This is a genomic window from Domibacillus iocasae (assembly GCF_001750285.1).
GTDB classification, from domain to species: Bacteria; Bacillota; Bacilli; order Bacillales; family Domibacillaceae; genus Domibacillus; species Domibacillus iocasae.
In genome coordinates, this window is record NZ_MAMP01000022.1 from 231428 (window position 1) to 256522 (window position 25095).

30 protein-coding genes and 1 other annotated feature are annotated in these 25095 nt (G+C 45.2%); of the genes, 27 read left to right on the forward strand and 3 right to left on the reverse strand.

The window, feature by feature from the left end; genetic code table 11:
- Window positions 1-94 precede the first annotated feature (94 nt).
- The 18 genes from cymR to mtnN all read left to right on the forward strand — a co-directional run bounded on the left by cymR (window position 95) and on the right by mtnN (window position 17066).
- Window positions 95-514: a cysteine metabolism transcriptional regulator CymR gene (gene cymR, locus BA724_RS11905; RefSeq protein ID WP_069938884.1), complete on the forward strand. Its 420-nt coding sequence runs from the start codon at window positions 95-97 to the stop codon at window positions 512-514.
- Between the two features lie 12 nt (window positions 515-526).
- Complete coding sequence (locus BA724_RS11910) at window positions 527-1660, forward strand: cysteine desulfurase family protein (RefSeq protein ID WP_069938885.1); 1134 nt, start codon at window positions 527-529, stop codon at window positions 1658-1660.
- Window positions 1661-1675: 15 nt separating this feature from the next.
- Entirely contained in the window at window positions 1676-2788 is a 1113-nt protein-coding gene (gene mnmA / locus BA724_RS11915) for a tRNA 2-thiouridine(34) synthase MnmA (protein WP_069938886.1), read from the forward strand.
- A gap of 72 nt (window positions 2789-2860) precedes the next feature.
- A complete protein-coding gene (locus tag BA724_RS11920; RefSeq protein WP_069938887.1) occupies window positions 2861-3517 on the forward strand; it encodes a tetratricopeptide repeat protein in 657 nt (218 codons plus the stop codon).
- 15 nt (window positions 3518-3532) lie between these two features.
- Window positions 3533-5902, forward strand: a complete 2370-nt coding sequence (gene recD2, locus BA724_RS11925; protein WP_069938888.1) for an SF1B family DNA helicase RecD2 — start codon at window positions 3533-3535, stop codon at window positions 5900-5902.
- Between the two features lie 49 nt (window positions 5903-5951).
- Window positions 5952-6116, forward strand: coding sequence for a hypothetical protein (locus tag BA724_RS18635; RefSeq protein WP_169818544.1), 165 nt, complete (start codon window positions 5952-5954; stop codon window positions 6114-6116).
- A 52-nt stretch (window positions 6117-6168) separates the two neighbouring features.
- Window positions 6169-6378, forward strand: a binding site (T-box leader).
- A 65-nt stretch (window positions 6379-6443) separates the two neighbouring features.
- The gene (alaS, locus tag BA724_RS11930; protein WP_069938889.1) at window positions 6444-9074 is read left to right on the forward strand and encodes an alanine--tRNA ligase; all 2631 of its coding nucleotides are present in this window, start codon (window positions 6444-6446) and stop codon (window positions 9072-9074) included.
- A gap of 80 nt (window positions 9075-9154) precedes the next feature.
- Complete coding sequence (locus BA724_RS11935; protein WP_046173908.1) at window positions 9155-9430, forward strand: IreB family regulatory phosphoprotein; 276 nt, start codon at window positions 9155-9157, stop codon at window positions 9428-9430.
- Window positions 9427-9843: a Holliday junction resolvase RuvX gene (ruvX, locus tag BA724_RS11940; RefSeq protein ID WP_069938890.1), complete on the forward strand. Its 417-nt coding sequence runs from the start codon at window positions 9427-9429 to the stop codon at window positions 9841-9843. The genes BA724_RS11935 and ruvX overlap by 4 nt, the downstream gene beginning before the upstream one ends.
- Before the next feature lie 16 nt (window positions 9844-9859).
- Window positions 9860-10147: a DUF1292 domain-containing protein gene (locus BA724_RS11945; RefSeq protein ID WP_069938891.1), complete on the forward strand. Its 288-nt coding sequence runs from the start codon at window positions 9860-9862 to the stop codon at window positions 10145-10147.
- 99 nt (window positions 10148-10246) lie between these two features.
- A complete protein-coding gene (gene mltG / locus BA724_RS11950; RefSeq protein ID WP_069938892.1) occupies window positions 10247-11350 on the forward strand; it encodes an endolytic transglycosylase MltG in 1104 nt (367 codons plus the stop codon).
- Window positions 11351-11462: 112 nt separating this feature from the next.
- Window positions 11463-12110 carry an O-methyltransferase gene (locus BA724_RS11955; protein WP_069938893.1) on the forward strand — a complete coding sequence of 216 codons (648 nt, stop codon included), beginning with the start codon at window positions 11463-11465 and terminating at the stop codon, window positions 12108-12110.
- Complete coding sequence (locus tag BA724_RS11960; protein ID WP_069938894.1) at window positions 12107-13036, forward strand: peptidase U32 family protein; 930 nt, start codon at window positions 12107-12109, stop codon at window positions 13034-13036. Before BA724_RS11955 ends, BA724_RS11960 begins: the two co-directional genes overlap by 4 nt.
- Window positions 13037-13053: 17 nt before the next feature.
- Window positions 13054-14325, forward strand: coding sequence for a peptidase U32 family protein (locus BA724_RS11965; RefSeq protein WP_069938895.1), 1272 nt, complete (start codon window positions 13054-13056; stop codon window positions 14323-14325).
- Between the two features lie 5 nt (window positions 14326-14330).
- Entirely contained in the window at window positions 14331-14966 is a 636-nt protein-coding gene (gene udk / locus BA724_RS11970; protein ID WP_069938896.1) for a uridine kinase, read from the forward strand.
- Between the two features lie 111 nt (window positions 14967-15077).
- A complete protein-coding gene (gene greA, locus BA724_RS11975) occupies window positions 15078-15554 on the forward strand; it encodes a transcription elongation factor GreA (protein ID WP_069938897.1) in 477 nt (158 codons plus the stop codon).
- A 107-nt stretch (window positions 15555-15661) separates the two neighbouring features.
- Window positions 15662-16300 (forward strand): DUF1510 family protein, encoded by a 639-nt coding sequence (locus BA724_RS11980; RefSeq protein ID WP_069938898.1) that lies wholly within the window; start codon window positions 15662-15664, stop codon window positions 16298-16300.
- A gap of 64 nt (window positions 16301-16364) precedes the next feature.
- Window positions 16365-17066, forward strand: coding sequence for a 5'-methylthioadenosine/S-adenosylhomocysteine nucleosidase (mtnN, locus tag BA724_RS11985; protein WP_069938899.1), 702 nt, complete (start codon window positions 16365-16367; stop codon window positions 17064-17066).
- Window positions 17067-17204: 138 nt separating this feature from the next.
- On the opposite strand, the gene sigK is transcribed toward mtnN, so the two are convergent.
- Entirely contained in the window at window positions 17205-17963 is a 759-nt protein-coding gene (sigK, locus tag BA724_RS11990) for an RNA polymerase sporulation sigma factor SigK (RefSeq protein ID WP_069938900.1), read from the reverse strand.
- Window positions 17964-18008: 45 nt separating this feature from the next.
- Window positions 18009-18152, reverse strand: a complete 144-nt coding sequence (sda, locus tag BA724_RS11995) for a sporulation histidine kinase inhibitor Sda (RefSeq protein ID WP_069938901.1) — start codon at window positions 18150-18152, stop codon at window positions 18009-18011.
- A gap of 286 nt (window positions 18153-18438) precedes the next feature.
- Here sda and BA724_RS12000 point away from each other — a divergent pair, with 286 nt between their 5' ends.
- From BA724_RS12000 to BA724_RS12035, 8 genes are read left to right on the forward strand one after another with little or no spacing between them, the layout of a single operon-like run.
- Entirely contained in the window at window positions 18439-18960 is a 522-nt protein-coding gene (locus BA724_RS12000) for a YqeG family HAD IIIA-type phosphatase (protein WP_069938902.1), read from the forward strand.
- Window positions 18960-20057, forward strand: a complete 1098-nt coding sequence (gene yqeH / locus BA724_RS12005; RefSeq protein ID WP_083256211.1) for a ribosome biogenesis GTPase YqeH — start codon at window positions 18960-18962, stop codon at window positions 20055-20057. Before BA724_RS12000 ends, yqeH begins: the two co-directional genes overlap by 1 nt.
- 15 nt (window positions 20058-20072) lie before the next feature.
- A complete protein-coding gene (aroE, locus tag BA724_RS12010) occupies window positions 20073-20915 on the forward strand; it encodes a shikimate dehydrogenase (RefSeq protein ID WP_069938904.1) in 843 nt (280 codons plus the stop codon).
- A complete protein-coding gene (yhbY, locus tag BA724_RS12015; protein ID WP_069938905.1) occupies window positions 20909-21202 on the forward strand; it encodes a ribosome assembly RNA-binding protein YhbY in 294 nt (97 codons plus the stop codon). The genes aroE and yhbY overlap by 7 nt, the downstream gene beginning before the upstream one ends.
- Entirely contained in the window at window positions 21199-21771 is a 573-nt protein-coding gene (locus BA724_RS12020; RefSeq protein ID WP_069938906.1) for a nicotinate-nucleotide adenylyltransferase, read from the forward strand. The genes yhbY and BA724_RS12020 overlap by 4 nt, the downstream gene beginning before the upstream one ends.
- Complete coding sequence (gene yqeK / locus BA724_RS12025) at window positions 21758-22327, forward strand: bis(5'-nucleosyl)-tetraphosphatase (symmetrical) YqeK (RefSeq protein ID WP_069938907.1); 570 nt, start codon at window positions 21758-21760, stop codon at window positions 22325-22327. Before BA724_RS12020 ends, yqeK begins: the two co-directional genes overlap by 14 nt.
- Window positions 22328-22678, forward strand: coding sequence for a ribosome silencing factor (gene rsfS / locus BA724_RS12030; protein ID WP_069938908.1), 351 nt, complete (start codon window positions 22328-22330; stop codon window positions 22676-22678).
- Window positions 22675-23409 (forward strand): class I SAM-dependent DNA methyltransferase, encoded by a 735-nt coding sequence (locus BA724_RS12035; protein WP_069938909.1) that lies wholly within the window; start codon window positions 22675-22677, stop codon window positions 23407-23409. Before rsfS ends, BA724_RS12035 begins: the two co-directional genes overlap by 4 nt.
- A gap of 58 nt (window positions 23410-23467) precedes the next feature.
- On the opposite strand, the gene comER is transcribed toward BA724_RS12035, so the two are convergent.
- On the reverse strand, window positions 23468-24295 hold the full coding sequence (comER, locus tag BA724_RS12040) for a late competence protein ComER (protein WP_069938910.1): 828 nt from the start codon (window positions 24293-24295) through the stop codon (window positions 23468-23470).
- A gap of 78 nt (window positions 24296-24373) precedes the next feature.
- Between comER and BA724_RS12045 the strand changes: the two genes are divergently transcribed.
- The gene (locus tag BA724_RS12045) at window positions 24374-25018 is read left to right on the forward strand and encodes a ComEA family DNA-binding protein (protein ID WP_069938911.1); all 645 of its coding nucleotides are present in this window, start codon (window positions 24374-24376) and stop codon (window positions 25016-25018) included.
- Window positions 25019-25095: the final 77 nt, after the last annotated feature.

Genomic DNA, 25095 nt, shown 5'->3' on the forward strand with positions numbered 1-25095 from the left:
TAACATATACCTGAGTATTCCGGCATGTTTTTTGCCCATATAAAATGATATACTATACAAACCATTGGATTAAAAAGAAGAGGGGCAGTTATAGATGAGAATTTCAACTAAAGGACGATACGGTTTGACGATTATGATTGAACTCGCTAAACGGCACGGGGAAGGCCCGACATCGCTGCGGGTTATCGCCGGCGCCCATGATTTATCCGAGCATTACTTAGAGCAGCTGATTGCGCCGCTTCGGAATGCCGGGTTTGTCCGCAGTATCCGCGGTGCATATGGCGGCTATGTGCTTGGCCATGAACCAGGGGATATTACAGCGGGCGATATTATCCGTGTGCTCGAAGGACCGATTACACTTGTCGAAGGCATTGAAGAAGAAGAGCCGGCGAAGCGTGAATTATGGATTCGGATCAGCGAAGCGATTAAAGGTGTTTTGGAAAATACAACGCTTGATGATTTGGCTAATCATACAACTGCCGATGAATCAGACGCGTACATGTTTTATATTTAACGAGGTGCCAACATGGAAAGAATTTATTTAGACCACGCAGCGACATCGCCGGTTCACCCGGCAGCGGCGGCGGCTATGGCCGCTGTTTTAACAGAAACGTATGGAAATCCATCGAGTATTCATTCATTTGGGCGGGATTCGCGGCGAATTGTTGATGAAGCCAGAACGGTTATCGCGAAAACGATGAATGCTGGATTTAACGATGTAATTTTTACCGGAAGCGGTACAGAAGCGGATAATATGGCGATTTTTGGGACGGCACGATCCAGAAAGTCGGGTCATATTATCACATCAGCCATTGAGCACCATGCTGTATTGCATGCGTGTAAAGCACTCGAAAAAGAAGGCTTCGATGTTACATATTTGCCAGTAAACAAAGAGGGTATTGTCTCCGTTTCAGACGTGCAGGAAGCGCTGCGCGATGATACCATTCTTGTGACGATTATGTATGGAAACAATGAAACAGGCGCCATCCAGCCGATCAAAGAAATTGGACAGCTTCTTGCAGGCCATCCAGCTCTTTTTCATGTGGATGCGGTTCAGGCGTATGGAATTTTGCCGATTGATGTCGCCGAATTACAAGTGGACCTTTTGGCGGTATCAGGTCATAAAATTAATGGGCCAAAAGGAATCGGCGCTCTTTATATAAAGACGGGAACGCTTTTGCAGCCACTATTGCATGGCGGTGAACAAGAACGTAAGCGGCGGGCGGGCACTGAAAACACAGCAGCGATCGCAGGCATGGCGGAAGCAGCAAAAATTGCCGAAAACACGCGGGAAAAACGGGCCGTTCTCTACGCTGAAATGAAGCAGACATTCATAGAGGTACTGACGAAAAATGGCGCTTCTTTTTCAGCGAACGGCAAAGTTGAACAAGCACTGCCACATGTGCTAAACTTATTTTTTCCTGGAACAGACGTCGAAGCGTTTTTAGTGAATCTCGATATGGCAGGCATCGCGGCTTCAAGCGGATCAGCTTGCACAGCAGGGTCTATTGAGCCCTCCCATGTATTAACGGCCATGTTTGGAACAGATTCAGAAAAGCTGCGCTCATCGATCCGGTTTAGTTTTGGGCTGAATAATACAAAAGAACAAATCGAACAAGCCGCTCTTAAAACTGCGGAAATCGCAAAGCGGCTTTCATAGAAAGAGGATGAAGAAATGAAAGCACCGAAAGACACCCGTGTTGTAGTCGGTATGTCAGGAGGCGTTGATTCTTCGGTTGCGGCGCTTCTTTTAAAAGAGCAGGGGTATGACGTTGTCGGCATCTTTATGAAAAACTGGGATGATACCGATGAGTTTGGCGTCTGCACGGCAACAGAAGATTATGATGATGTTATTCGCGTCTGCAATCAAATTGGCATTCCATATTATGCGGTCAATTTTGAAAAGCAGTACTGGGATAAAGTATTTACGTATTTTTTAGATGAATATAAAGCAGGCCGGACGCCGAATCCGGATGTTATGTGCAATAAGGAAATTAAGTTTAAAGCATTTCTCGACCACGCCATGAAGCTTGGCGCAGATTATTTGGCGACAGGACATTATGCGCGTATTGACCGGACAGATGGCGAAGTGAAAATGCTCCGCGGCGTTGACAACAACAAAGACCAGACGTACTTTTTAAATCAGCTGTCGCAAAGCCAGCTGGATAAAGTAATGTTTCCAATCGGAGAGCTTGAGAAAAAGCGGGTTCGTGAAATTGCGGCGGAAGCGGGTTTGGCGACAGCGACAAAAAAAGATTCAACCGGTATTTGTTTTATCGGCGAACGAAACTTTAAACAGTTTTTAGGCCAGTATTTGCCGGCACAGCCTGGCGATATGGTGACCTTTGACGGCCAAAAAATGGGCCGCCATGACGGCTTAATGTATTATACGATCGGCCAGCGTCACGGTCTTGGCATCGGCGGAAGCGGCGAGCCTTGGTTTGTGGGCGGCAAAAATTTAAAAACGAATGAGCTTTACGTTGTACAGGGCTTTCATCATGAAACGCTTTATTCGAATTCACTTGATGCAGTTCAAGTCGGTTTTACGACCAATAAAGAAGTGCCGGAAACGTTTCACTGTACAGCGAAATTCCGTTATCGGCAGGCTGACACAGGCGTCACTGTTACACGTACGGGTGAAGGTACAGCACATATTGTGTTTGACGAGCCGGTACGCGCCATCACGCCAGGCCAGGCTGTTGTGTTGTACGACGGCGATATCTGCCTCGGCGGCGGGACGATCGATAAAGTATACAAAGAAAATAAGAAGCTTGACTACGTCGGCTGATCGCGGGTCCGCTCCTCTACACGTGGAGCGGCCTTCTTTGTTATAATAGGGAAAAATAAACGGAGGCGTCACATGGATAAAAATCAGCAGGGCATCGAATTGTTACAAGAAGGAAAATGGGAAGAAGCGCTAAAGCTTTTTACCGAGCAAATTGAAGAAAAGCCGCAAGATCCGGCTGCTTACATCAATTTTGGCCACGTCCTTGCCGAAATGAATGACATGGAGCGGGCATTAAAATTTTATCAGAAAGCGGTGGAAGTGGATCCCTCTTCAAGCGCGGCTCATTATGCGCTTGGCTCTTTTTATTTCGGTCAGGAACGGTTTGAAGAATCGGCACAGTTTTTTGAAAAAGCGATCCGCAATGGCATGGAAGAAGCGGATGCGTATTTTATGCTGGGATTGTCTTTCTTGTATTTGGACCAGACCGTCATGGCGCTGCCATATTTGATGCGTGCGGTTGAGCTTGATGAGGAGGACGTGGAAGCGCGTTTTCAATTTGCACTTGCCCTGGCAAAAACGGAGCAATATGAAGAGGCGGAAAAAAATCTGCAAGTCGTAATCAGCCAGGAACCGGCTCACGCGGATGCATTTTATAATTTGGGTGTTTTATATGCAGGTCACTATGAGCAGCCGGAAACAGCACACGGCTATTTTGACCGTGCGCTTGAACTTCAGCCAGACCACATGCTCGCGGGCTACGGAAAAAAATTATTGGATTCTGCAAACTAAACGGAGGTGGACGGCGTGGGGCAAGAGAAACGGGATTTATTCACAGAAGGGGAACAGTTTTTAAAAGGCCGGCATATTGTCACGATCTTTCGGAATAACGAAAACTTTTATACTGTTCTTCGTGTCCGCGTCGCTGAAACTGACGGGAAGTACGAGGAAAAAGAAGCGGTTGTTACCGGGTATTTTCCGGCGGTTCATGAGCATGAAATGTACATATTCAACGGTCATTTTAAAGACCACCCGCGGTTTGGCCGGCAGTTTATCGCCCGCACGGCCCAAAAAGAAATGCCGCAGACTAAACAAGGTCTTATTGCATATTTATCCGGAGATTTATTTAAAGGCATCGGCAAAAAAACAGCTGAGTCCATAGTCGAAACACTAGGCGAGCAGGCGATTTCAAAAATTATCGCGGATAAAAGCTGCCTGGCAAAAGTGCCGCGCCTGCCGGCTGAAAAAGCGGACATCTTATACGATACACTCATGAAACATCAGGGACTTGAACAAATTATGGTCACGTTAAATGAATTTGGATTCGGTCCGCAGCTGTCGATGAAAATTTACCAAATGTATTATGAAGAGTCACTCAATGTCATTCAGGAAAATCCATACCGGCTTGTAGAAGACATTGAGGGTATTGGATTTATTCGGGCGGATGAGATTGGCGCGCAGATCGGCATTAGCGGCGCCCATCCAGATCGGCTGAAAGCAGCGATACTGTATTCGCTTGAACAGCAGTGCCTGCAAGACGGACATTGTTATGTGGAAGCGAAAGAGTTATTAAGCAGTGTAAAAGAGCTGCTTGATAAAAGTGCAAATGGCACCGCTGAATTTGACACGATTGCTACCCGGCTGATTGAGCTTGAGGAAGAAGGAAAGGTGTCAGGAGAAGAGCAGCGTGTGTATATGCCCTCTCTTTATTTTTCGGAAAAAGGGCTAGTCACAAACATACAGCGTGTCCTCGAACAGGAACCGCACTCGTTTCCGGAATCGGAATTTTTGCTGGCGCTCGGTGAACTCGAGGATCGGACTGGCATTGCGTATGCGCCGTCGCAAAAGCAGGCGATCCAAACCGCGCTTGCGTCGCCCCTGATGATTTTAACAGGGGGGCCTGGTACTGGGAAAACAACGGTCATTAAAGGCATTGTGGAGTTATACGGGGAGCTGCACGGGTTGTCTCTTGATCCAAAAAAGTACGACAAGGACGATCCATTTCCAATCAAGCTTTGCGCGCCGACTGGGCGTGCAGCAAAGAGGATGATGGAATCGACCGGACTGCCCGCAGTCACGATCCACCGGCTTCTCGGGTTTAATGGACAGGAAGAGCCAGAAGAAGAAGGCAATGCGATCAGCGGGCGGTTGTTAATTGTTGATGAAACATCAATGGTCGACATTTGGCTGGCGCATCAGCTGTTTAAAGCGGTGCCGGACGATATGCAAGTTATTTTAGTCGGCGACGAAGACCAGCTTCCGTCGGTCGGTCCGGGACAGGTACTAAAAGACATGCTTGGATCAAAAGTGATTCCTTCTGTACGGCTGACAGATATTTACCGTCAGGAAGAAGGCTCTTCGATTATCAGCCTTGCGCACAGCATTAAAGATGGCTTCGTGCCGGAAACGCTCACCGCCCCCCAAAAAGACCGCTCGTTTATCAGGTGCGGAACCGGACAAATTCCGGACGTTATCGAAAAAGTAGTGAAAAACGCTGCTGGAAAAGGATACGAGCCGCGGGACATTCAAGTGCTGGCACCCATGTACAAAGGGCCTGCCGGCATTGATAAATTAAACGAAGTGCTGCAGCGAGTCCTCAACCCGAACGAAGACGGCCGTCGAAAAGAATTGGTGTTCGGATCGGTTAAATACCGGATTGGCGACAAAGTGCTGCAGCTTGTGAACCAGCCGGAACAAAATGTGTTTAATGGGGATATCGGTGAAATTATTTCGATTTTTTATGCGAAAGAAAATACCGAAAAAGAAGACATGGTGATCGTTTCGTATGAAGGAAATGAAGTGACGTACACGCGGAATGATTTAAACCAGATTACGCATGCATTTTGCTGCTCGATCCATAAATCGCAAGGAAGCGAGTTTCCAATCGTCATTTTGCCGGTCGTCAAAAGCTATTACCGGATGCTCAGGCGGAATTTGCTCTACACAGCGATTACGAGAAGCAAGCAATTTTTGATTCTGTGCGGGGAAGAAGAAGCGTTTAATATTGGCATTGGCCGGAATGATGATTTAATTCGGAAAACGGCGCTTGCCGAACGTCTTTCAGCGGAAGAAACAGCAAGTAAGCCGAATGAGAAATTAACAGAAGACACATGGATGGCGATCGATCCGATGATCGGCATGGAAGGCATTACTCCATACGATTTCATGGCAGTATAAAAAGCAGACGATTCGGACATACTGATGGCAAAAAACAGGAGGGATCATGATGCAATCGTGTCCGAACTGCGGAAGCCGGGAAGTAGGCCGAATCGGCTCCGATCATTATTACTGTCATGACTGCTGCGTAGAAATGTCAGAACTAGAAGGCGGTCTTGTTATTCACCAAGTAGAAGAAGATGGATCGCTTATACAGCTTGATGAATGGTCGTGAGCATTATTGACAAACGCCCGAATCCTTTTTATAATTCGGGTATATGAATTTCGACAAATCGAAGAAGGACAAGAGTACATCATAGCCCATTCAAAGAGAGAAATGTCCTTGGCTGGAAGACATTTTGGATGAAAGGATGATGGAAAGCTGGGTTCTGAGTGCAGCAATCACTGCCGTCTGCCGCGTTAAGGCGTTTGAGAGGCGAATTCTTATGTGAGAATTGGCAATCAGGGTGGTACCGCGAACAAGCTTCGTCCCTGTTAGGGGATGGGGCTTTTTTTGCTGTCTTTTTTCGGAGTGTATACATAATTTAAGGAGGATTTTATGATGAAAGCATTAACGGGTGCGGATATTCGCCGCCTCTATTTAGAATTTTTCCAGGAAAAAGGGCACCGGGTTGAGCCGAGCGCTCCGCTTGTACCAATTGATGATGCGAGCTTGCTTTGGATCAACAGTGGCGTGGCCACATTAAAAAAGTATTTTGACGGGCGGATTATTCCAGATAACCCGCGTATTACAAATGCACAAAAATCGATCCGGACGAACGATATTGAAAACGTCGGCAAAACAGCACGCCACCATACATTTTTTGAAATGCTCGGAAATTTTTCAATTGGTGAATATTTTAAAACAGAAGCGATTCACTGGGCGTGGGAATTTTTAACGGATGAAAAATGGATCGGATTTGATCCTGAAAAACTATCCGTAACGATTCACCCGGAAGACGAAGAAGCGTATCTCATTTGGAAAAACGAAGTAGGTGTACCGGATGAGCGTATTATCCGTTTGGAAGGAAACTTCTGGGATATCGGGGAAGGCCCATCTGGACCTAACACAGAAATTTTCTATGACCGCGGCGCGGAATATGGCGCTGATGAAAACGATCCGGAACTGTATCCGGGCGGTGAAAATGATCGGTATTTAGAAGTGTGGAATCTCGTATTCTCTGAGTTTAACCATAACCCGGACGGTACATACACACCACTTCCAAAGAAAAATATTGATACGGGCATGGGTCTTGAGCGGATGGCTTCTGTTGTGCAAAATGTGCCAACGAACTTTGATACGGATTTATTTATGCCGATCATTCGTGAAACAGAACGTATTTCCGGTGAACAGTACCGGGTAAATGACGAAAAGGATACCGCCTTTAAAGTGATTGCGGACCACATTCGAACGGTTGCTTTTGCGATTGGCGACGGGGCGCTTCCATCAAATGAAGGACGCGGTTACGTTTTACGCCGCCTGCTTCGCCGTGCGGTTCGATACGCAAAACAAATCGGTATTAACCGTCCATTTATGTATGAGCTTGTGCCAGTCGTTGGGGATGTAATGAACGATTATTATCCAGAAGTGTCAGAAAAAACAGCGTTTATTCAAAAAGTCATTAAAAACGAGGAAGAACGCTTCCACGAAACGTTGAATGAAGGGCTGTCCATTCTTTCGGCTGTTATTGAAAAAGAGAAAGCAGCCGGTTCAGATACGATTGATGGCGCTGATATTTTCCGTTTGTATGATACGTATGGCTTTCCGGTTGAACTGACCGAAGAATATGCGGAAGAAGTAGGAATGAAAGCAGACCACGCAGGATTTGAGCGTGAAATGAAGCAGCAGCGTGATCGCGCGCGTGCCGCTCGTCAAGATACAGATTCGATGCAGGTGCAAGGGGGCGTCTTGTCATCTGTAACAGAAGAAAGCACGTTTACGTATGACAAGTTAACGATTGATACAACTGTGGCCGTTTTAATCAAAGACGGGGCATTTGCTGACGAAGCACACGAAGGCGAAGAAATTCAATTTATTTTAAAAGAAACACCATTTTATGCGGAAAGCGGCGGTCAAATTGCTGATAAAGGGGTGCTGGAGTCTGAAACAGCCCGTGTCCTGGTAAAAGATGTGCAAAAAGCGCCGAACGGCCAAAATATTCATAATGCTGTCGTGGAAAGCGGGACTCTTGCAGCAGGCAGCAGTGTAACAGCAAAAGTGGACGTATTATCACGCGGCAAAATTATTAAAAATCACACAGCAACGCACTTAATGCATCAAGCATTAAAAGATGTCCTCGGTACGCATGTAAACCAGGCGGGGTCACTCGTAGAACCGGATCGGCTTCGTTTTGACTTTTCACATTTTGGGCAAGTAACCGCCGATGAAATTGCTCAGGTGGAAACGATTGTAAACGAAAAAATTTGGCAGGGAATTGCGGTAGAAACGGCGTTTAAACCAATTGCCGAAGCAAAAGCAATGGGCGCGATGGCATTGTTTGGCGAAAAATATGGCGATATCGTCCGGGTTGTATCCATCGGTAATTACAGCCTTGAGCTTTGCGGTGGATGCCATGTTGTTAGTACAGCAGAGATTGGCCTGTTTAAGGTGTTGTCTGAAAGTGGAATTGGGGCGGGTACACGCCGCATCGAAGCGGTCACAGGCGAAGGAGCATTCCGTTATTTAAATGAACAGGCAAGCGTGTTAAAAGAAGCCTCAGTTAAATTAAAGTCAAATCCGAAAGACATTTTGGCAAAAGCGGACAGCCTGCAGGCTGAAATACGTGAGTTGCAGCGTGAAAATGAATCACTTTCAAAAAAATTGTCAAACATAGAAGCAGGAAGCCTTACGGATAAAATTGAAACAGTTAATGGCGTGCAGCTTCTTGCGGCGAATGTCCAAGCAGCGGATATGAATGCACTCCGTACAATGGCAGATGAATTAAAACAAAAAGTAACACCGGGTGTGATCGTGTTGATTGCGGCCGCAGATGGAAAAGTGAATGTGGTCACAGCTGTCACAGGTGATTTAACGGAAAAAGGCTTTCATGCAGGCAAACTGGTAAAAGAAGTGGCCGGATGCCTTGGCGGAGGCGGCGGAGGCCGTCCGGATATGGCGCAGGCAGGCGGGAAAGATCCATCGAAAATCGACGAAGCATTACAAATTGCTTTTGAATGGGTGAAATCCATTTGAATATGTTGTCATTTGTTGTACAATGAAACATATCGTACAGAAGCGGGCATTCAATATCCGCCTGAAGTGAGGTGCTGACAGTGAGTTCTTTTGACAAGACAATGCGTTTTAATTTTCCGGAAGAGCCGTATGATGAAAATGTAAAAGAAGTGCTGCTGAAAGTTCATAGCGCACTGGAAGAAAAAGGGTATAATCCAATCAATCAAATTGTTGGCTATTTGCTTTCTGGAGACCCGGCTTACATCCCGCGCCATAACGATGCGCGAAATTTAATCCGTCGGCTTGAACGGGATGAAATTATTGAAGAGCTCGTCAAAACGTACCTGAAAGAACAGCAGGAGGAACCAACATCATGAGAACAATGGGCCTTGACGCCGGCACGAAAACAGTGGGCATTGCGATTAGCGATGCATTCGGCTGGACAGCGCAGGGCATTGAGACAATAAAAATTAACGAGGCAGCAGGTGAATTTGGTCTTGACCGAATCGGCGAACTTGTGCGGGAGCATGAAGTGAGCAAATTTGTTGTCGGTTTTCCGAAAAACATGAATAATACAGTAGGGCCAAGAGGAGAAGCCGCAAAAATGTTTGCGGGCCTTCTCGAGGAAACATTCAGCCTGCCGGTTGTTCTTTGGGATGAACGATTGACAACAATGGCGGCGGAACGGGTGCTAATAGACGCGGACGTCAGCCGGAAAAAGCGCAAAAAAGTAATCGACAAAATGGCTGCGATGATGATTCTGCAGGGATATCTCGACAGCCAAAAATAATGAGGTGACCATCATAATGGAACATGGCGAAAAGCAAATTACAGTAATTGATGAAAACGGCAATGAACAGCTTTGTGAAGTATTATTTACATTTCACAACGATGAGTTTGACAAATCATATGTTCTTTACTTCCCGGTAGGTGCGGAAGAAGATGACAACGAAGAAATTGAAATCCATGCATCATCTTTTACTCCAGGAGATGAAGGAGAAGATGGCGAGCTTGAGCCGATCGAATCGGACGAAGAATGGGAAATGATTGAAGAAATGCTTAACACGTTTCTTGATGACGAAGAACAAGAGTAAATAGAGAGAACGGGCGATCTTCTAAGCGCCTGTTCTTTTTCTTTTTATACCATTCTTGTATACTATAAAGAAGAAAGATGGTGTCGAAAGGGGATTTTTATGTCGAATGATGTTTTTCCGCCGGCTTCTGGACGAAAAAGGCGGTTAAAAAGAGCCGTTTTAATTATGCTGTTTTTGTTTTTGCTGCTGGCAGCGGCCGGTGCAGCAGGGGCATATTACGTATGGCAAAGTGCGTCTGAGCCCGCAGATGCTGAAAGTGAAGAAGAAGTAAATATATCAATTCCACTTGGATCAAGCTTATCCTCCATTTCTCAGACGCTTGAAGACAATGGGATTGTGAAAAATGCTACACTGTTCAAATATTATGTGAAGTATAAAGGAGAAGGCGATTTTCAGGCAGGGGAATACGTGCTCTCTCCTTCAATGGCGCCGGATGATATCATGGCTTCATTAAAAGAAGGCAGAGTGATTGGATCCGCGAATGGAGCACTGGCAATTCCGGAAGGCTACCAGCTGACACAAATTGCCGAGGTGATCGCAGCAGAAACGGACCGCAGCGCGGATGCTGTTCTTGCTGTGCTGAACGATGAAGCATTTTTAAAAAAAATGATGGCGAATCATCCAGCACTTGTGACAGAAGCCGTTATGGACAAAAATATCCGTTATCCGCTTGAAGGCTATTTATATCCGGCAACTTATTATATTGATGACCCGACGAAAACGGTCGAAGAAATTGCCGAAGAAATGATCGCTAAAACAGATGAGATTGTGCAGGGCTATTCGGAGCAAATTAAAGCATCCGGCATGACCGTTCATGATTTTTTAACGTTTTCTTCACTCGTTGAAGAAGAAGCAACGGGAAAAACAGACCGTAAAAAAATTGCCAGCGTTTTTTATAATCGGATGAAGATAAATATGCCGCTGCAAACAGACCCGACGGTGTTATATGCGCATGGCCAGCATAAAGACCGGGTTCTGTATGAAGACTTAAAAGTAGATTCTCCCTATAACACGTACCGGGTGAAAGGACTGACACCAGGTCCGATCGGCAACAGCGGTATTGATTCGATGGAAGCAGTGCTTGCGCCGGAGCAGACTGAGTTTCTTTATTTCCTCGCTTCGCCGGCAGGAGACGTGTATTATTCAAAAACGCTCGATGAACATAATAAGTTGAAAGCAAAATACATTACGAACAATCAATAGAAAGCGCACATAGATTTTCTGTACTTTCTATGATAAAATAATTCGGGCGCATAAAGACACGGGAAAGCTTTTATAGCTTTCTCTTTTTCTTAGAAAAGAGGGTATTATTACCATGAAAGACGATATACATGGCTATATTGAATCACTTTTAATGCCACGAGAGGGCCTGCCGAGCGAGATGGAGCAGTATGCAGCTGAGCATCATGTACCGATTATGGAGCCGGTTGGAATGGATACACTGCTGTCGATGCTGAAGCTGCAAAATCCTGCCCGTTTGCTTGAAATCGGCACAGCGATTGGTTATTCCGCTCTTCGAATGGCAGAGGCTGTTCCAGGGCTGCACATCACAACGATTGAGAGAGACGAAGACCGATTTGAAAAGGCCAATGAATACATTAACCGGTCAGGTAATCAAGACCGTATTCACATTTTATTTGGTGATGCGCTTGAACTGGCGGAAAAAGCAGCGGAAAACGGACCGTTTGATGCCATCTTTATTGATGCGGCAAAAGGGCAGTACCGCCGCTTTTTTGAATTGTACGTCCCTATGCTTAAACAAGGCGGTGTCATTTATTCAGATAACGTGTTGTTTAAAGGGTATGCCGCTGGAGCTTTGGCACCGTCAAAGCGTATCGAAAAAATGGCGCAGAAAATTACCGATTACAATGAATGGCTCATGGCCCATCCTGGATATGATACGTCTATTATTCCATCCGGTGACGGAATTGCCATCAGCATAAAACGGAGTGAAGAAAAATGAATAAACCTGAACTACTCGTGACGCCAGGCAGCGTCAATGAAATAAAGAAACAAATAGAAGCAGGAGCCGATGCGTTTTTAATCGGCGAGCAGCGGTACGGCTTACGTCTTGCGGGAGAATTTAACCGTCAGCAGGTGAAGGAAGCTGTCGCGCTCGCACATGAACATGGAAAAAAAATATATGTCGCTGTTAATGCGATTTTTCATAACGAGATTGCGAATGAGCTGGATGACTATGTAGCTTTTGTAAAAGGGGCCGGGGCGGATGCGATTGTATTCGGAGATCCGGCTGTTGTCATGGCTGTGAGAGAAACAGCGCCAGGATTCCCGCTGCACTGGAGTCCTGAAACGATCGCCACAAATTATTACACAGCGAATTATTGGGGAAAACGAGGAGCTGTCCGTGCAGTATTAGCACGCGAACTAAGCATGGATGCAGTTATTGAAACAAAAGAACAGGCAGATGTTCAAATTGAAGTACAGGTTCATGGGATGACGTGTATGTTTCAATCTAAACGGCCGCTTTTAGGTCATTATTTTGAGTACATGGGCAAAAGCATGGAAATCCAAAAACGGCAAGGCACACAAAACATGCTGCTTCACGATGCGGAACGAAGCAATAAATACCCGATCTATGAAGATGCAAACGGCACCCACATTATGAGCCCAAATGATATGTGCATTATCGATGAACTGCAGGATTTAGTGGAAGCAGGCATTGATTCCTTTAAAATTGACGGTGTCCTTCAGACAGAAGAATACCGCATCGAAACAACGAAACTATACCGGAAAGCGATTGACTTATGTGTCGATCAGCCGGATCAATATGAGGAAGAAAAAGAAGGCATGCTCGAAGCGGCAGAAGCGCTGCAGCAGGAACATCGTCCACTCGACTCAGGCTTTTTCTTTAAAGAGACGGTTTATTAATAAAGGAGGAAACGGGAATGAACGGATTGAAAAACGATGGTATATCTGAAATCATCGATGGCAAACGGGTCATTGTAAAAAAACCGGAGCTTTTAGCACCGGCTGGCACGCTAGAAAAATTGAAAATTGCTGTTCGTTACGGGGCGGATGCCGTTTATATCGGCGGTCAGGAATATGGCCTGCGGTCAAATGCCGGTAATTTTACATTTGAGGAAATGAAGGAAGGCGTGGCATTTGCGAAAGAATACGGCGCAAAAGTATATGTGACTACAAATATTTTTGCCCACAATGAAAATATTGACGGGCTGGAAGACTATTTGCGCGGGGTTGGCGAAGCAGGTGTGACAGGTATTATTGTGGCAGATCCGCTTATTATTGAAACATGCCGCCGTGTTGCGCCAAACGTTGAAGTGCATTTAAGCACACAGCAGTCGCTTTCAAACTGGCGTGCGGTGAAGTATTGGAAAGATGAAGGGCTGGACCGTGTTGTACTTGCCCGCGAGACGACAGGTGAAGAAATGCGTCTCATGAAAGAAAAAGTGGATATTGAAATTGAAACGTTTATTCACGGGGCAATGTGTATTGCCTATTCGGGCCGCTGCGTACTGAGCAACCATATGACAGCACGTGATTCCAACCGGGGTGGCTGCTGCCAATCGTGCCGCTGGGATTATAACTTGGTGGAAATGGAAGATGGCGCAGAAGTGGCGATTACCCAGGAAGGCGATTCACCATTTGCGATGAGCCCGAAAGATTTACGTCTTTTGCAATCCATTCCTGGGCTTATTGAACTCGGCATTGACAGTTTGAAAATTGAAGGACGCATGAAATCCATTCATTATGTCGCAACCGTTGTGGGCGTATACCGGAAAGTGATAGACGCCTACTGTGCTGATCCGGAAAACTTCACTATTCAAGACGAATGGCTTGAAGAGCTGGAAAAATGTGCGAACCGCCCGGCAGCACCAGCATTTTTCGCTGGAACACCAGGTGCTGATGAACAGCTTTTCGGCGTTCATGGAAAAAAAGCGTCGCATGACTTTACAGGACTCGTTGTCGATTACGATAAAGCAACACAAATGGTAACATTACAGCAGCGGAATTTCTTCCGCCCTGGTGACACAGTGGAATTTTTCGGACCGAATTTGGACACGTTCAATCAGATCATCGGCACTGTGGTTGATGAAGATGGAAATGAACTTGATGCAGCCCGCCACCCGCTTCAAATTGTCCGTTTCAAAGTGGAGCGTCCTGTTTCAAAAGATGATATGATGCGGAAAGGGCTGTGACATTCATGAGCAAAAAGCCGATTGTGATCGGCGTCGCGGGCGGATCAGGTTCTGGAAAAACAAGTGTTGCCCGTGCGATTTACGATTATTTTCAAGGTGGCTCGATTATGATGATCGAGCAGGATTATTATTATAAAAACCAATCCCATCTTACATTTGAAGAACGGCTGAATCAAAATTATGATCACCCGTTTGCATTTGATAATGAACTGCTTATTGAACAGATGAATGAGCTGATGAACCGTCGTCCGGTCGAGAAGCCGGTATACGATTATGCAAACCATACCCGTTCTTCCGAAACAATTCCGCTTGAGCCGAAAGACGTGATTATTCTTGAAGGCATTCTTGTTTTGGAGGATGAACGGCTTCGTGATTTAATGGATATAAAGCTTTTTGTTGACACCGATGCGGATTTAAGGTTTATCCGCCGGCTGACACGTGATACAAAAGAGCGCGGCCGGTCACTCGATTCGGTTATCGGGCAGTATACAGAAGTCGTCCGCCCCATGCACAATCAGTTTATCGAGCCGACGAAACGATATGCCGATGTGATTATCCCGATTGGCGGCGAAAACAAAGTGGCGATCGATTTATTAATTGCAAAAATACAAACAATTCTTGAACAAAAAGACATTTTATAGTATGTTTTTATGAAACAGGCATACAATGGGAAAAACGCGCGCCTTCTAAATTGGAAGGGGCGCGCTCATATTTAAGTGCTTTTTTTGTGAACATTAAAGGAGTGGAAGAAGTTGTCGAACGAAAAAGTATACCCGATGACACGGGAAGGGAAAGAAAAACTGGAGCAAGAGCTTGAACAATTAAAGTCTGTAAAACGGAAAGAGGTTGTGGAACGCATTAAAATCGCCCGCAGCTTCGGCGACCTGTCGGAAAACTCTGAATACGACTCAGCAAAAGAAGAGCAGGCGTTTGTAGAAGGCCGGATCGGCACAATCGAAACCATGATCCGCAATGCAAAAATTATTGAAGCAAGTGAAATGAATGCAGATGAAGTGTCACTTGGAAAAACAGTGACCTTTATTGAACTTCCAGATGGCGAAGAAGAAAGCTATACCATTGTCGGCAGTGCGGAAGCGGATCCATTTGAAGGGAAAATTTCAAACGATTCGCCAATCGCCAAAAGTATGCTTGGCAAGCGTGTGGGCGACAAAGTCATCGTTCAAACGCCTGCTGGTGAAATGAATGTGAAAATCGTTTCAATCGATTAATGAAAAGAGCACAAAAGGCAGGGGCCTTTTGTGCTTTTTTTGCTTAAAAACTTTTATCCGGCAAACGAGACGTGTTAAAATGGAAGCGTAATGAGGAGGAGAAGCAAATGGAACAGTCGTCGCGTGCCCAGCGCAAAACAAAGCGGAGAAAAACGAACCGCATTTTAAATACAGCCATTGCTGTTGTCGTGCTGCTTATTATCATCGTCGGATTTACTATATTCGCTGGTGGAAATGATGAGGAACCGGCAGCGCCGGAAGAAACAAAGCAGAATCAAACAGCCGCTGTTTCGGATGAAGAAACAGAAGAAAAACCAACTGATGAAATAACGGAAGAACCGGCTGAAACAGAAGAACCGGCCGGCGAAGAAGAAACAGAAGAAAAACCAGCGGATGAAGAGGTTGTTGTTTCAGAAGGCACCGAGCCTAATGTTGAGCAGGATATTGTGAATCCGAACTGGGAAGGTGTAGGCACGACCCAATCAGGTGAGCATACGTCTTCCTTTGAAACGGATTCAGCCGATTGGCAGGAAAAAGAGCAGGCTCTAGCTTATGCCACCGGTATTCCGTTGAGCGGCATGACAGTTTGGTATATTAGTGGCAATGGCCCTCAAGCTGCCATTGGAACAGTATCACCGAAGTCAAACAAAAATGAAGCGTACCGTGTATACATTGAATGGGTAGACGGTGAAGGCTGGAAGCCAACAAAAGTGCAAAAGCTCGAAGAAAACGATAAAGCCCGATAAAATCCGCTAAAACCCGCTTTGACGGCGGGTTTTTTTGCGGAGCTAAACAAAAGGAGTGCTACAGATGAGAGCAGCGATTATTGGAGCAATGGAAGAAGAAGTAACGATTTTACGTCGTGAAATGGAAAATAAAGAAATAAAGATGATTGGCGGCAGTGAATTTACAATCGGGCTGCTTCATGGCGTCGACACGGTTTTACTTCGTTCAGGGATCGGGAAAGTGAACGCCGCGATGACAACAGCGGTGCTTATTCATGAATTCAAGCCGGATGTCGTAATCAATACGGGTTCAGCCGGCGGTTTGTCTCCTGATTTGCAAGTAGGTGATGTCGTCATTTCAACAGAAGTCCGTCACCACGACGTGGATGTGACTGCATTCGGTTATGAATATGGCCAGGTGCCACAGCTCCCGGCAGCATTTCAAGCCGATGAAAAGCTTATTGATATCGCCTATAGGGCATCAGAAGAGGATTCAGAGCTTAAAACGGTTAAAGGGCTTATCGCAACCGGCGATTCCTTTATGAATGATCCAGCCCGTGTTCAAGCTATTGGAGAGACGTTCCCCGGTCTTCAGGCGGTTGAAATGGAAGCTGCAGCCATTGCTCAGGTTGCTTATCAATTTAAGGTGCCATTTGTCATTATTCGGGCGCTTTCTGACATTGCTGGCAAGGAATCGAATATTTCGTTTGAACAATTTTTGCCAAAAGCGGGTCTTCATTCAGCTAATTTGGTAATAAAAATGGTTGAACAGCTCCAAAAAGCGTAAGAAACAAGTACAAAAAGATATATTTTATGATAAAGTAAGAGTAATGAATAAAGTGGATGAAAAGGAGAGTTGTCACGAATGGTTATGATGATTATGGGGTTGCTTCTGGCAACGGTAACGGGCGTTATGATCTCTGTTTCAATCGATTGAGGAAAAGTGATTTGAAGGGTGCTCCAGATCTTTTGGAGCCCTTTTTTGTTTCGTTTGAATCCGCTTAAACTCCTGCATCATTTTGGCAAGGGCCCTTTTTTCAATGCGGGAGACGTAGCTTCTTGAAATATTCATTTTTGCCGCAATTTCGCGCTGTGTCTCATCTTGATCATTCGCTAAGCCATAACGTGCAGCAATGACGGATAATTCGCGTTCATCAAGAACCGCCAGACACTTTTTCATTTGGTCAATATCCATTTGAAGAGATAAGCGTCCGGCGACATCTTCATCTTCTGTCTTTAATAGATCAAGGAGGCTGATTTCGTTTCCTTCTTTGTCACGGCCGACCGGATCATAAAGAGACACATCTTTTTTTGTTTTCTTTAAAGACCGAAAATGCATGAGGATTTCATTTTCAATGCACCGTGCCGCATAGGTGGCCAGCTTTGTTCCTTTTTTGCCGGAATAGCTTTCAATTCCTTTAATCAATCCAATGGTGCCAATTGAAATAAGATCTTCTGTATCATGATGCGTTTTTTCGAATTTTTTCACAATATGGGCAACAAGACGGAGATTATGTTCAATAAGCTTTGCACGGGCTTGGCGGTCTCCTTGTTCATGAAGAGCCAAATATCTTTTTTCTTCTGCGGCACTTAGAGGCTGCGGAAACGCATTATGTTTTACATAAGAGACGAAAAAAACCGCTTCCTTTAACAAAAAAGAGAGAGCGGCTGCTAGTTCAATCATGATGATCCCTCCTTTTATATGAAGTATATTCAGAAGGAGGTACGGCTATTCCTGTTTGTTCCTTTTTTGCGACTGGATGCCCCGCCGTTTCATTTCTTTTTCCATGAGGGCGAGAAAGTCATCATTTAGCTTTAGTTGGGCTGCTTTTTTATAAGAGGAAAGAAGTAAGTGATCAGATAAAGAATGCATAACCTATCATCTCCCTTTAGTTAGTATGTTTTTTTACATTTTAACAAAAAAATGGGTCGGGAACAATTGTTCCTTTTTCCACAGGTACCGGTGGATAAGTATGAGTGTTAGTTTGGATAACTGGGATGAACCCTTGAGATCATTATGTTTATTTGTGCATAACTTTATCCACAGAAACAAAAAAACGAAAAAAATGTCGAAAAGTTTTTGTTCTCATTATTACTTTGTCACATATGAGAAAATCGGCTATGATAGGAGAAGCAAACGAATAGTAGAGGTGTACATTGTGCTGAAATTATTTTTGCCAAATGAGCAAGTAAAAAGTGTGCTGGAAATCGAACCGGAACGCCTAAAACAAAAAGGAATTAAAGCGATCATAACGGATCTTGATAATACGCTCGTCGCCTGGGACAGGCCGGATGCGACCCCTGAGCTTTTGTATTGGTTTCAAAAAATGCGTGATGCAGGCATTAAAGTATTAATCGTATCAAATAATAATCAAAAGCGGGTCAGTTCTTTTTCGACACCGCTCGATCTACCTTTTATTTTTGAGGCGCGAAAGCCGATGGGCCGAGCATTCAGAAAAGCGATTAAGCTGTTGGGTGTGAAAAAGCGTGAAACAGTCGTGATCGGCGATCAGCTGCTGACTGACGTATTTGGAGGAAATCGAAGCGGGATTTATACAATTTTAGTTATTCCAATTGCGGCAACAGATGGATTTTGGACGCGAATTAATCGGAAAGTTGAGCGGAGATTAATGGATTTTTTCCGTCGTAAAGGGATGATTCAATGGGAGGAAAGACAGTAATGAATGAAACAATTACATGTGACGGCTGCGGGGTTGTTATTCAAACGACGAATCCGGATGCGCTTGGCTATGCACCTGCTGCCGCACTGGAAAAAGAAACAATTGTCTGCAAGCGATGCTTCCGCTTGAAGCATTACAATGAAGTGCAGGACGTTGAATTAACAGACGATGACTTCCTAAAAATCTTAAACACAATTGGTGATACCGATTCGTTAATTGTGAAAATCGTTGATATCTTTGATTTTAATGGAAGCTGGCTGCCAGGCCTGCATCGTTTTGCCGGAAAAAACCCGGTATTGTTAATCGGAAATAAATCTGATTTACTTCCAAAGTCTGTTAAAAAAGAACGGGTCATTCACTGGATGCGCCATGAGGCAAGCCAGCTCGGCTTAAAGCCGGTCGACGTAATGTTAACAAGCGCATCAGAAGGAAAAGCGATCCGCGAGGCCGCGGATGCAATCGAGCATTATCGAAACGGAAAAGACGTATATGTAGTAGGCTGTACAAATGTCGGCAAATCCACATTTATTAACCGGATTATTCAAGAAATTACGGGTGAAGGTGACATTATTACAACGTCACACTTTCCGGGAACAACACTTGATATGATCGAAATTCCGCTTTCTGACGGCCACGTGCTCGTTGATACACCGGGAATTATCAATCATCATCAAATGGCTCATTTTGTAGATAAAGAAAACTTGAAATTTTTGCTTCCGAAAAAAGAAATCAAGCCGAAAGTCTTTCAGTTAAACGAAGAGCAGACATTGTTTTTTGGCGGACTCGCCCGATTTGATTACATTTCCGGCGGCAGACGATCATTTATTTGCCATGTATCAAATGAAATTGAGATTCACCGTACGAAACTGGAAAAAGCCGATGCCTTATATGAAAACCATGCAGGTGAATTGTTAAAGCCGGCAGGGCACAGCGGGGCAGCACTTGAACTCGTCCGGCAGGAATGGACAATTAAAGAAGCGAAGACAGACATTGTTTTCTCGGGACTTGGCTGGATTACAGTCAATGAACCGGGTGCAAAAGTGGCGGCTTACGTGCCAAAAGGAGCCGCTGTTACGTTGCGTAAGTCGTTAATTTAAAGGTGGGACAGCCAGATGAAAAAGTTATATGGAGTTATTGGGGACCCGATTGGTCATTCGATGTCACCGGCTATGCACAATGACGCGTTTGAAACGCTTGAAATAGACGCACATTATCATCCATTTCATATTAAAGGGGAAGAATTGGCAACGGCGATTCCCGGAATGAAAGCGATCGGTATCTCCGGTTTTAATGTGACGGTGCCGCACAAAACAGCGATTATGCCGCTTCTTGATGAAGTAGACCCGCTTGCCAAAGCCATAGGCGCGGTCAATACGGTTGTCCGAAGCCAGAACCGGTACATTGGGTATAATACAGACGGAGAAGGATTTATTCGGGGCTTAAATGAGGAATATGGCAGTTCGGTATTGGATAAGCAGATCTTGATTATTGGCGCAGGTGGTGCAGCGCGGGCCATTTATTATACACTTGGCCAGCAGGGAGCAGTGCGGGTGGACCTTGCTAACCGGACAGCAGAAAAAGCAGAACAATTAAAGAGCCGGTGTCCATACCCTGTTGAAACAGCCTTGCTGCCACTTGCGGATGCGGAAGAAAAGCTGGGCGATTATGATATTATTATTCAAACCACATCGATCGGCATGTCTCCGAAAGTGGACGAAAGCCCCGTCCATCTTGCAAATATTCGTCCGGATGCTTTTTTATCTGATATCATTTATAACCCGGCCGAGACAGCTATTATGAAAGAAGCAAAATTACGCGGCGCACGGGTGCAAAATGGCTTAAGAATGTTTGCTTTCCAGGGAGCGCTCGCATTTGAAAAGTGGACAGGCGTCCTGCCAGACCCGGACCGTATGGAGAAAATAGTACTAGATAAACTTGGAGGAAAAACATGCTGACAGGAAAACAAAAACGATTTTTACGTGCGGAAGCGCACCATTTGGACCCGATTTTTCAAGTAGGAAAAGGCGGCGTCAACGAAAATATGACGAAGCAAATTGCGGAGGCACTTGAAGTACGCGAACTCATTAAAGTAAGTATTTTGCAAAATAATGAAGATGATAAATACGAAGTGGCAGAAGCATTGGCTAAAGGAGCAAAAGCAGAACTTGTTCAATTAATTGGTCATACGGTTGTTTTATACAAAGAATCAAAAGAAAATAAAAAAATCGTTCTGCCGCGATGAAAAAAGTTGGGATTTTAGGCGGGACATTCAATCCGCCGCACATTGGCCATTTAATTGCAGCCAATGAAGTGCTGCACACGCTGCACCTGGATGAAATCCGCTTTATGCCGAATGCTGTTCCGCCGCACAAGAGACTGGCCGGACATATAGCGGATGAACACCGGCTTCACATGGCCCAGCTTGCCATTGAAGATAATAAATTGTTTAAACTAGAAACAATTGAAATTGAACGTGCCGGTGTTTCGTATACGATTGAGACAATGCGGGAATTGATAAAACAAGAACCGGATACGTCCTTTTATTTTATCATTGGTGCAGATATGATTGAATATTTGCCGAAGTGGCAGGAAATTGATGAATTAAGCCGGATCGTCACATTTGTTGGCGTAAAGCGGCCGGGTTACTCAACAGAGACAACATACCCGGTGATCCTCATTGAAACACCGGAAATTCATTTATCATCAACTATTTTGCGGGAAAAAGCAGCATCAAACGAAACGCTTCATTATTTGCTGCCGGAACCGGTCATTCGGTATATAAAGGAGAATGGCTTATATGGAGCGGAATAGGGCGCTTGAGCTTGTTAAAGTGCAGTTAACAGATAAGAGGTACGCGCATACACTAGGCGTAATGGAGACGGCTGTGATGCTTGCCAAACGATATGGAGCGGATGTCGAAAAAGCGGAACTTGCCGCCATTTTTCATGACTATGCGAAATTTCGTTCGAAAGAAGAAATGAAGCAAATCTTGATTGATGAGCAGGAAGATGTTCGGCTGCTTGGATTTCATCATGAGCTTTGGCATGCGCCCGCGGGTGCTGTTCTTGTAAGAAAAGAAGCGGGAGTAAACGATGAAGAAGTGCTGTCAGCCATACGCTGGCACACGACAGGAAGACCGGGAATGACACTGCTTGAAAAAATTGTTTACTTAGCCGATTATATTGAGCCCGGCCGACGCTTTCCGGGTGTAGACGATGTCCGAACGATAGCAGAACAGAATTTGAATGATGCGGTTCTGGCTGCAGTGAAAAATTCGATCCTATTTTTAATGGGTAAAAAACAGCCGGTTTTTCCGGTGACGATGGATACGTACAATGATTTTATTCAGAATGGAGACGATGGTTAATTGACAGAACAACAGCAATTACTACATGCAGTAACGAAAGCGGCAGACGATAAGCGGGCGGAAAACATTACAGCACTCAATATGGATGGCATTTCGCCGATTGCGGATTATTTCGTTATTTGTCATGGGAATTCAGATAAGCAAGTACAGGCAATTGCCCGTGAAGTAAAAGAAAAAGCAGAAGAGCTTGGCATGGAAATTAAACGGATGGAAGGATTTGACGAAGCGCGCTGGGTCTTAATCGATATTGGCGATGTAGTCGTTCATGTATTCCACCGCGATGAACGTGTCTATTATAATCTAGAGCGCCTATGGGGCGATGCACCGCATGTTGATGTGCTGATGTCATGAGCTACAGCCGGTTTGCCGCCGTCTATGATGCACTGATGCAGGATGCACCATATGATGAATGGGAAGCGTATTTGCGGAAAGAAGTGAAGAACGGTTCTCTTCTTGATATTGGCTGTGGGACGGGTGAGCTTGCCGTTCGCTTTGCGCGTGCCGGTTTTCACGTAACAGGCATTGACCTTTCGGATGATATGCTTGCCATTGCCCGTGAAAAGGCAGAAGCGAATAATCTTACCATCCCGCTTTTTCAGCAGGATATGCGGGAACTCGACAGCATCGGTACGTTTGAAACGGCAGTCATTTTTTGCGATTCGTTAAACTATTTGGAAACAGAAGAAGACGTAAAGCAAACCTTTCAATCGGTGTTCAACTATTTGAAAGATGACGGCTTGTTTTTGTTTGATGTTCATTCTATTTATAAAATCAATCATATTTTTTTGGAACAAACCTTTGCCGATGCGGCGGATGACATTTCGTTTATTTGGAATGCATTTCCCGGAGAGCATAGGGATAGTGTCGAGCATGAACTGACGTTTTTTGTCCAATCAGAAAATGGAGCGTATGAACGGTTTGATGAATTGCATCATCAACGAACATTTAAGCCGGAAGACTATGCGGACTGGCTGGAAGAAGCTGGATTTCATATTGAAGCCATTACGGCCGATTTTACAAATGATGCGCCAAGTCCCCAATCTGAACGTATTTTTTTCAAAACAAAAAAAAGCAGCCGCTAAGCTGCTTTTTTTGTTAAGATTTTGTAAAGAATGAAGGAAAAAGAAAAAACATGTCGAATCAATCTATAATGCCAAATATGGCAGATGCCTCTTTTCTGTCTTCAGCAGCTTTTTGCTGCGTCATTCTGCATAGCGCCGCGAACAATTCACCCGCCTCTGATTCGATGACGGTAAGGCCGCGTCCTGTCACGCCGCCCTTTGCAGCGGTCCGCTCCGGCAACATCTCCAATGTCCAATTTTTCTGTTTCAGCAGCTCTCCAAGGCCGATCATCATATGAAATGCCAATGTTTCCGCCTGGTTTTTCGTTAATCCATACGTGGCGGCCTCATGAGCATACATGATGGCCATTTTGGAAAAGAAAGCGGGCCCGCACCCGGTCAAATCTGATGCAGCACGTACGATATTATCATCCGCTTCCAGTGCAACGCCGGAAATTTGTTCAAGTAGCCCAGTCACTTTTTTCTGCCAGTCCGGTCCGCATGACTGTCCGAATGAATACAAAATGCCGCCAGCCGCGGCCGTATTCGTCACAGAAGGAATTACTTTTCCACAAGGGCAGGGAATAACGGACTCCATCTGTTTAATCGAAACAGCGCTTGCAGTTGAAAGAACACAATGTTCAGCTGTTAAAAAAGGAGCAATCGACTGAAGAAGCGGCTTTAAGTCAGGCTGTCTCAGGCAGACAAAAATCATCTGCGCCTTTTTAACAACTTCTTCTGTAGTCCGGCATACATGCACGCCGGGAAAATCGGCTTTCAACTGTTGTGCTTTTTCGATCGTACGGTTATACAGACAGATGTTGTCCGGCGCAACAGCAGAAGTGGATAGCAGTGCTTCTGCTAAAACAGTGCCGATACTTCCAGTCCCGATGATCCCAATTTTCATACTGGATGCTCCTTTCTTGTTCACTTGTTATCTGTACGTCCGTAATTAAAAATTATGCCAGCAGAATGGGGGAAACCGATGAACGTGCAGGAAATGATCAAAAAGTACAAAGTTCCGGCTGCTGGAGGACTGGCAGTGGCCCTGATTTGGCTGTATGGATTAACAGGAGAAGATCCTGTCCCTCCTGCATCAGAACCCGCTTCGATAGAAGAAGTGCAGATAGAGACTGAGGAAGAATCAATACCTGCCGCCAGCGAAGCAGCGGTGCCCGTTGAAGTAGCAATTGATGTAAAAGGAGCTGTTTCTATGCCGGGAATATACGTGATGTCAAGTGATGAACGGGTCAATGACGCCATTAATAAAGCAGGCGGATTAACGGAACAGGCGGACGCCGCTGCAGTGAATTTAGCACAAAAAGTACAGGACGAAATGGTCATTTATGTGCCTGTAAAAGGAGAAGAAATTCCAGCTGTTGTTCAGTCAACACCGGCACCAGGGGCCAATTCGGCGGGAAGCACAGAACAATCAGCTGTCATTAATATCAATACTGCTGATTCGGCTGCACTGCAGGAGCTTCCTGGCGTTGGAGAATCAAAAGCTCAGGCCATCATTGACTTCAGAGAAACAGAGGGGCCGTTCACAGCAGTAGATGATTTAAAGAATGTATCCGGTATTGGGGATAAAACATTTGAAAAGCTGGCGCCGCTTATTACTGTTCAATAAAGGAATTTGACGAATAGAAAGATAGACCGATAAACTAAAAGAATAAACCGGCCGCAGACCGGAAAAGACAGAAAAGA

Coding starts and splice junctions, on each gene's coding strand:
- cymR (WP_069938884.1), top strand. CDS start 95: ATGAGAATTTCAACTAAAGGACGATACGGTTTGACGATTATGATTGAA.
- sda (WP_069938901.1), bottom strand. CDS start 18,152: ATGCATTCTTTATCTGATCACTTACTTCTTTCCTCTTATAAAAAAGCA.
- BA724_RS11920 (WP_069938887.1), top strand. CDS start 2,861: ATGGATAAAAATCAGCAGGGCATCGAATTGTTACAAGAAGGAAAATGG.
- BA724_RS11945 (WP_069938891.1), top strand. CDS start 9,860: ATGGAACATGGCGAAAAGCAAATTACAGTAATTGATGAAAACGGCAAT.
- BA724_RS11965 (WP_069938895.1), top strand. CDS start 13,054: ATGAACGGATTGAAAAACGATGGTATATCTGAAATCATCGATGGCAAA.
- sigK (WP_069938900.1), bottom strand. CDS start 17,963: ATGATTGAACTAGCAGCCGCTCTCTCTTTTTTGTTAAAGGAAGCGGTT.
- mltG (WP_069938892.1), top strand. CDS start 10,247: ATGTCGAATGATGTTTTTCCGCCGGCTTCTGGACGAAAAAGGCGGTTA.
- yqeH (WP_083256211.1), top strand. CDS start 18,960: ATGAATGAAACAATTACATGTGACGGCTGCGGGGTTGTTATTCAAACG.
- aroE (WP_069938904.1), top strand. CDS start 20,073: ATGAAAAAGTTATATGGAGTTATTGGGGACCCGATTGGTCATTCGATG.
- BA724_RS11980 (WP_069938898.1), top strand. CDS start 15,662: ATGGAACAGTCGTCGCGTGCCCAGCGCAAAACAAAGCGGAGAAAAACG.
- BA724_RS11960 (WP_069938894.1), top strand. CDS start 12,107: ATGAATAAACCTGAACTACTCGTGACGCCAGGCAGCGTCAATGAAATA.
- yqeK (WP_069938907.1), top strand. CDS start 21,758: ATGGAGCGGAATAGGGCGCTTGAGCTTGTTAAAGTGCAGTTAACAGAT.
- BA724_RS12020 (WP_069938906.1), top strand. CDS start 21,199: ATGAAAAAAGTTGGGATTTTAGGCGGGACATTCAATCCGCCGCACATT.
- udk (WP_069938896.1), top strand. CDS start 14,331: ATGAGCAAAAAGCCGATTGTGATCGGCGTCGCGGGCGGATCAGGTTCT.
- mtnN (WP_069938899.1), top strand. CDS start 16,365: ATGAGAGCAGCGATTATTGGAGCAATGGAAGAAGAAGTAACGATTTTA.
- BA724_RS18635 (WP_169818544.1), top strand. CDS start 5,952: ATGCAATCGTGTCCGAACTGCGGAAGCCGGGAAGTAGGCCGAATCGGC.
- alaS (WP_069938889.1), top strand. CDS start 6,444: ATGAAAGCATTAACGGGTGCGGATATTCGCCGCCTCTATTTAGAATTT.
- BA724_RS12035 (WP_069938909.1), top strand. CDS start 22,675: ATGAGCTACAGCCGGTTTGCCGCCGTCTATGATGCACTGATGCAGGAT.
- yhbY (WP_069938905.1), top strand. CDS start 20,909: ATGCTGACAGGAAAACAAAAACGATTTTTACGTGCGGAAGCGCACCAT.
- BA724_RS12045 (WP_069938911.1), top strand. CDS start 24,374: ATGAACGTGCAGGAAATGATCAAAAAGTACAAAGTTCCGGCTGCTGGA.
- BA724_RS11910 (WP_069938885.1), top strand. CDS start 527: ATGGAAAGAATTTATTTAGACCACGCAGCGACATCGCCGGTTCACCCG.
- comER (WP_069938910.1), bottom strand. CDS start 24,295: ATGAAAATTGGGATCATCGGGACTGGAAGTATCGGCACTGTTTTAGCA.
- ruvX (WP_069938890.1), top strand. CDS start 9,427: ATGAGAACAATGGGCCTTGACGCCGGCACGAAAACAGTGGGCATTGCG.
- mnmA (WP_069938886.1), top strand. CDS start 1,676: ATGAAAGCACCGAAAGACACCCGTGTTGTAGTCGGTATGTCAGGAGGC.
- BA724_RS11955 (WP_069938893.1), top strand. CDS start 11,463: ATGAAAGACGATATACATGGCTATATTGAATCACTTTTAATGCCACGA.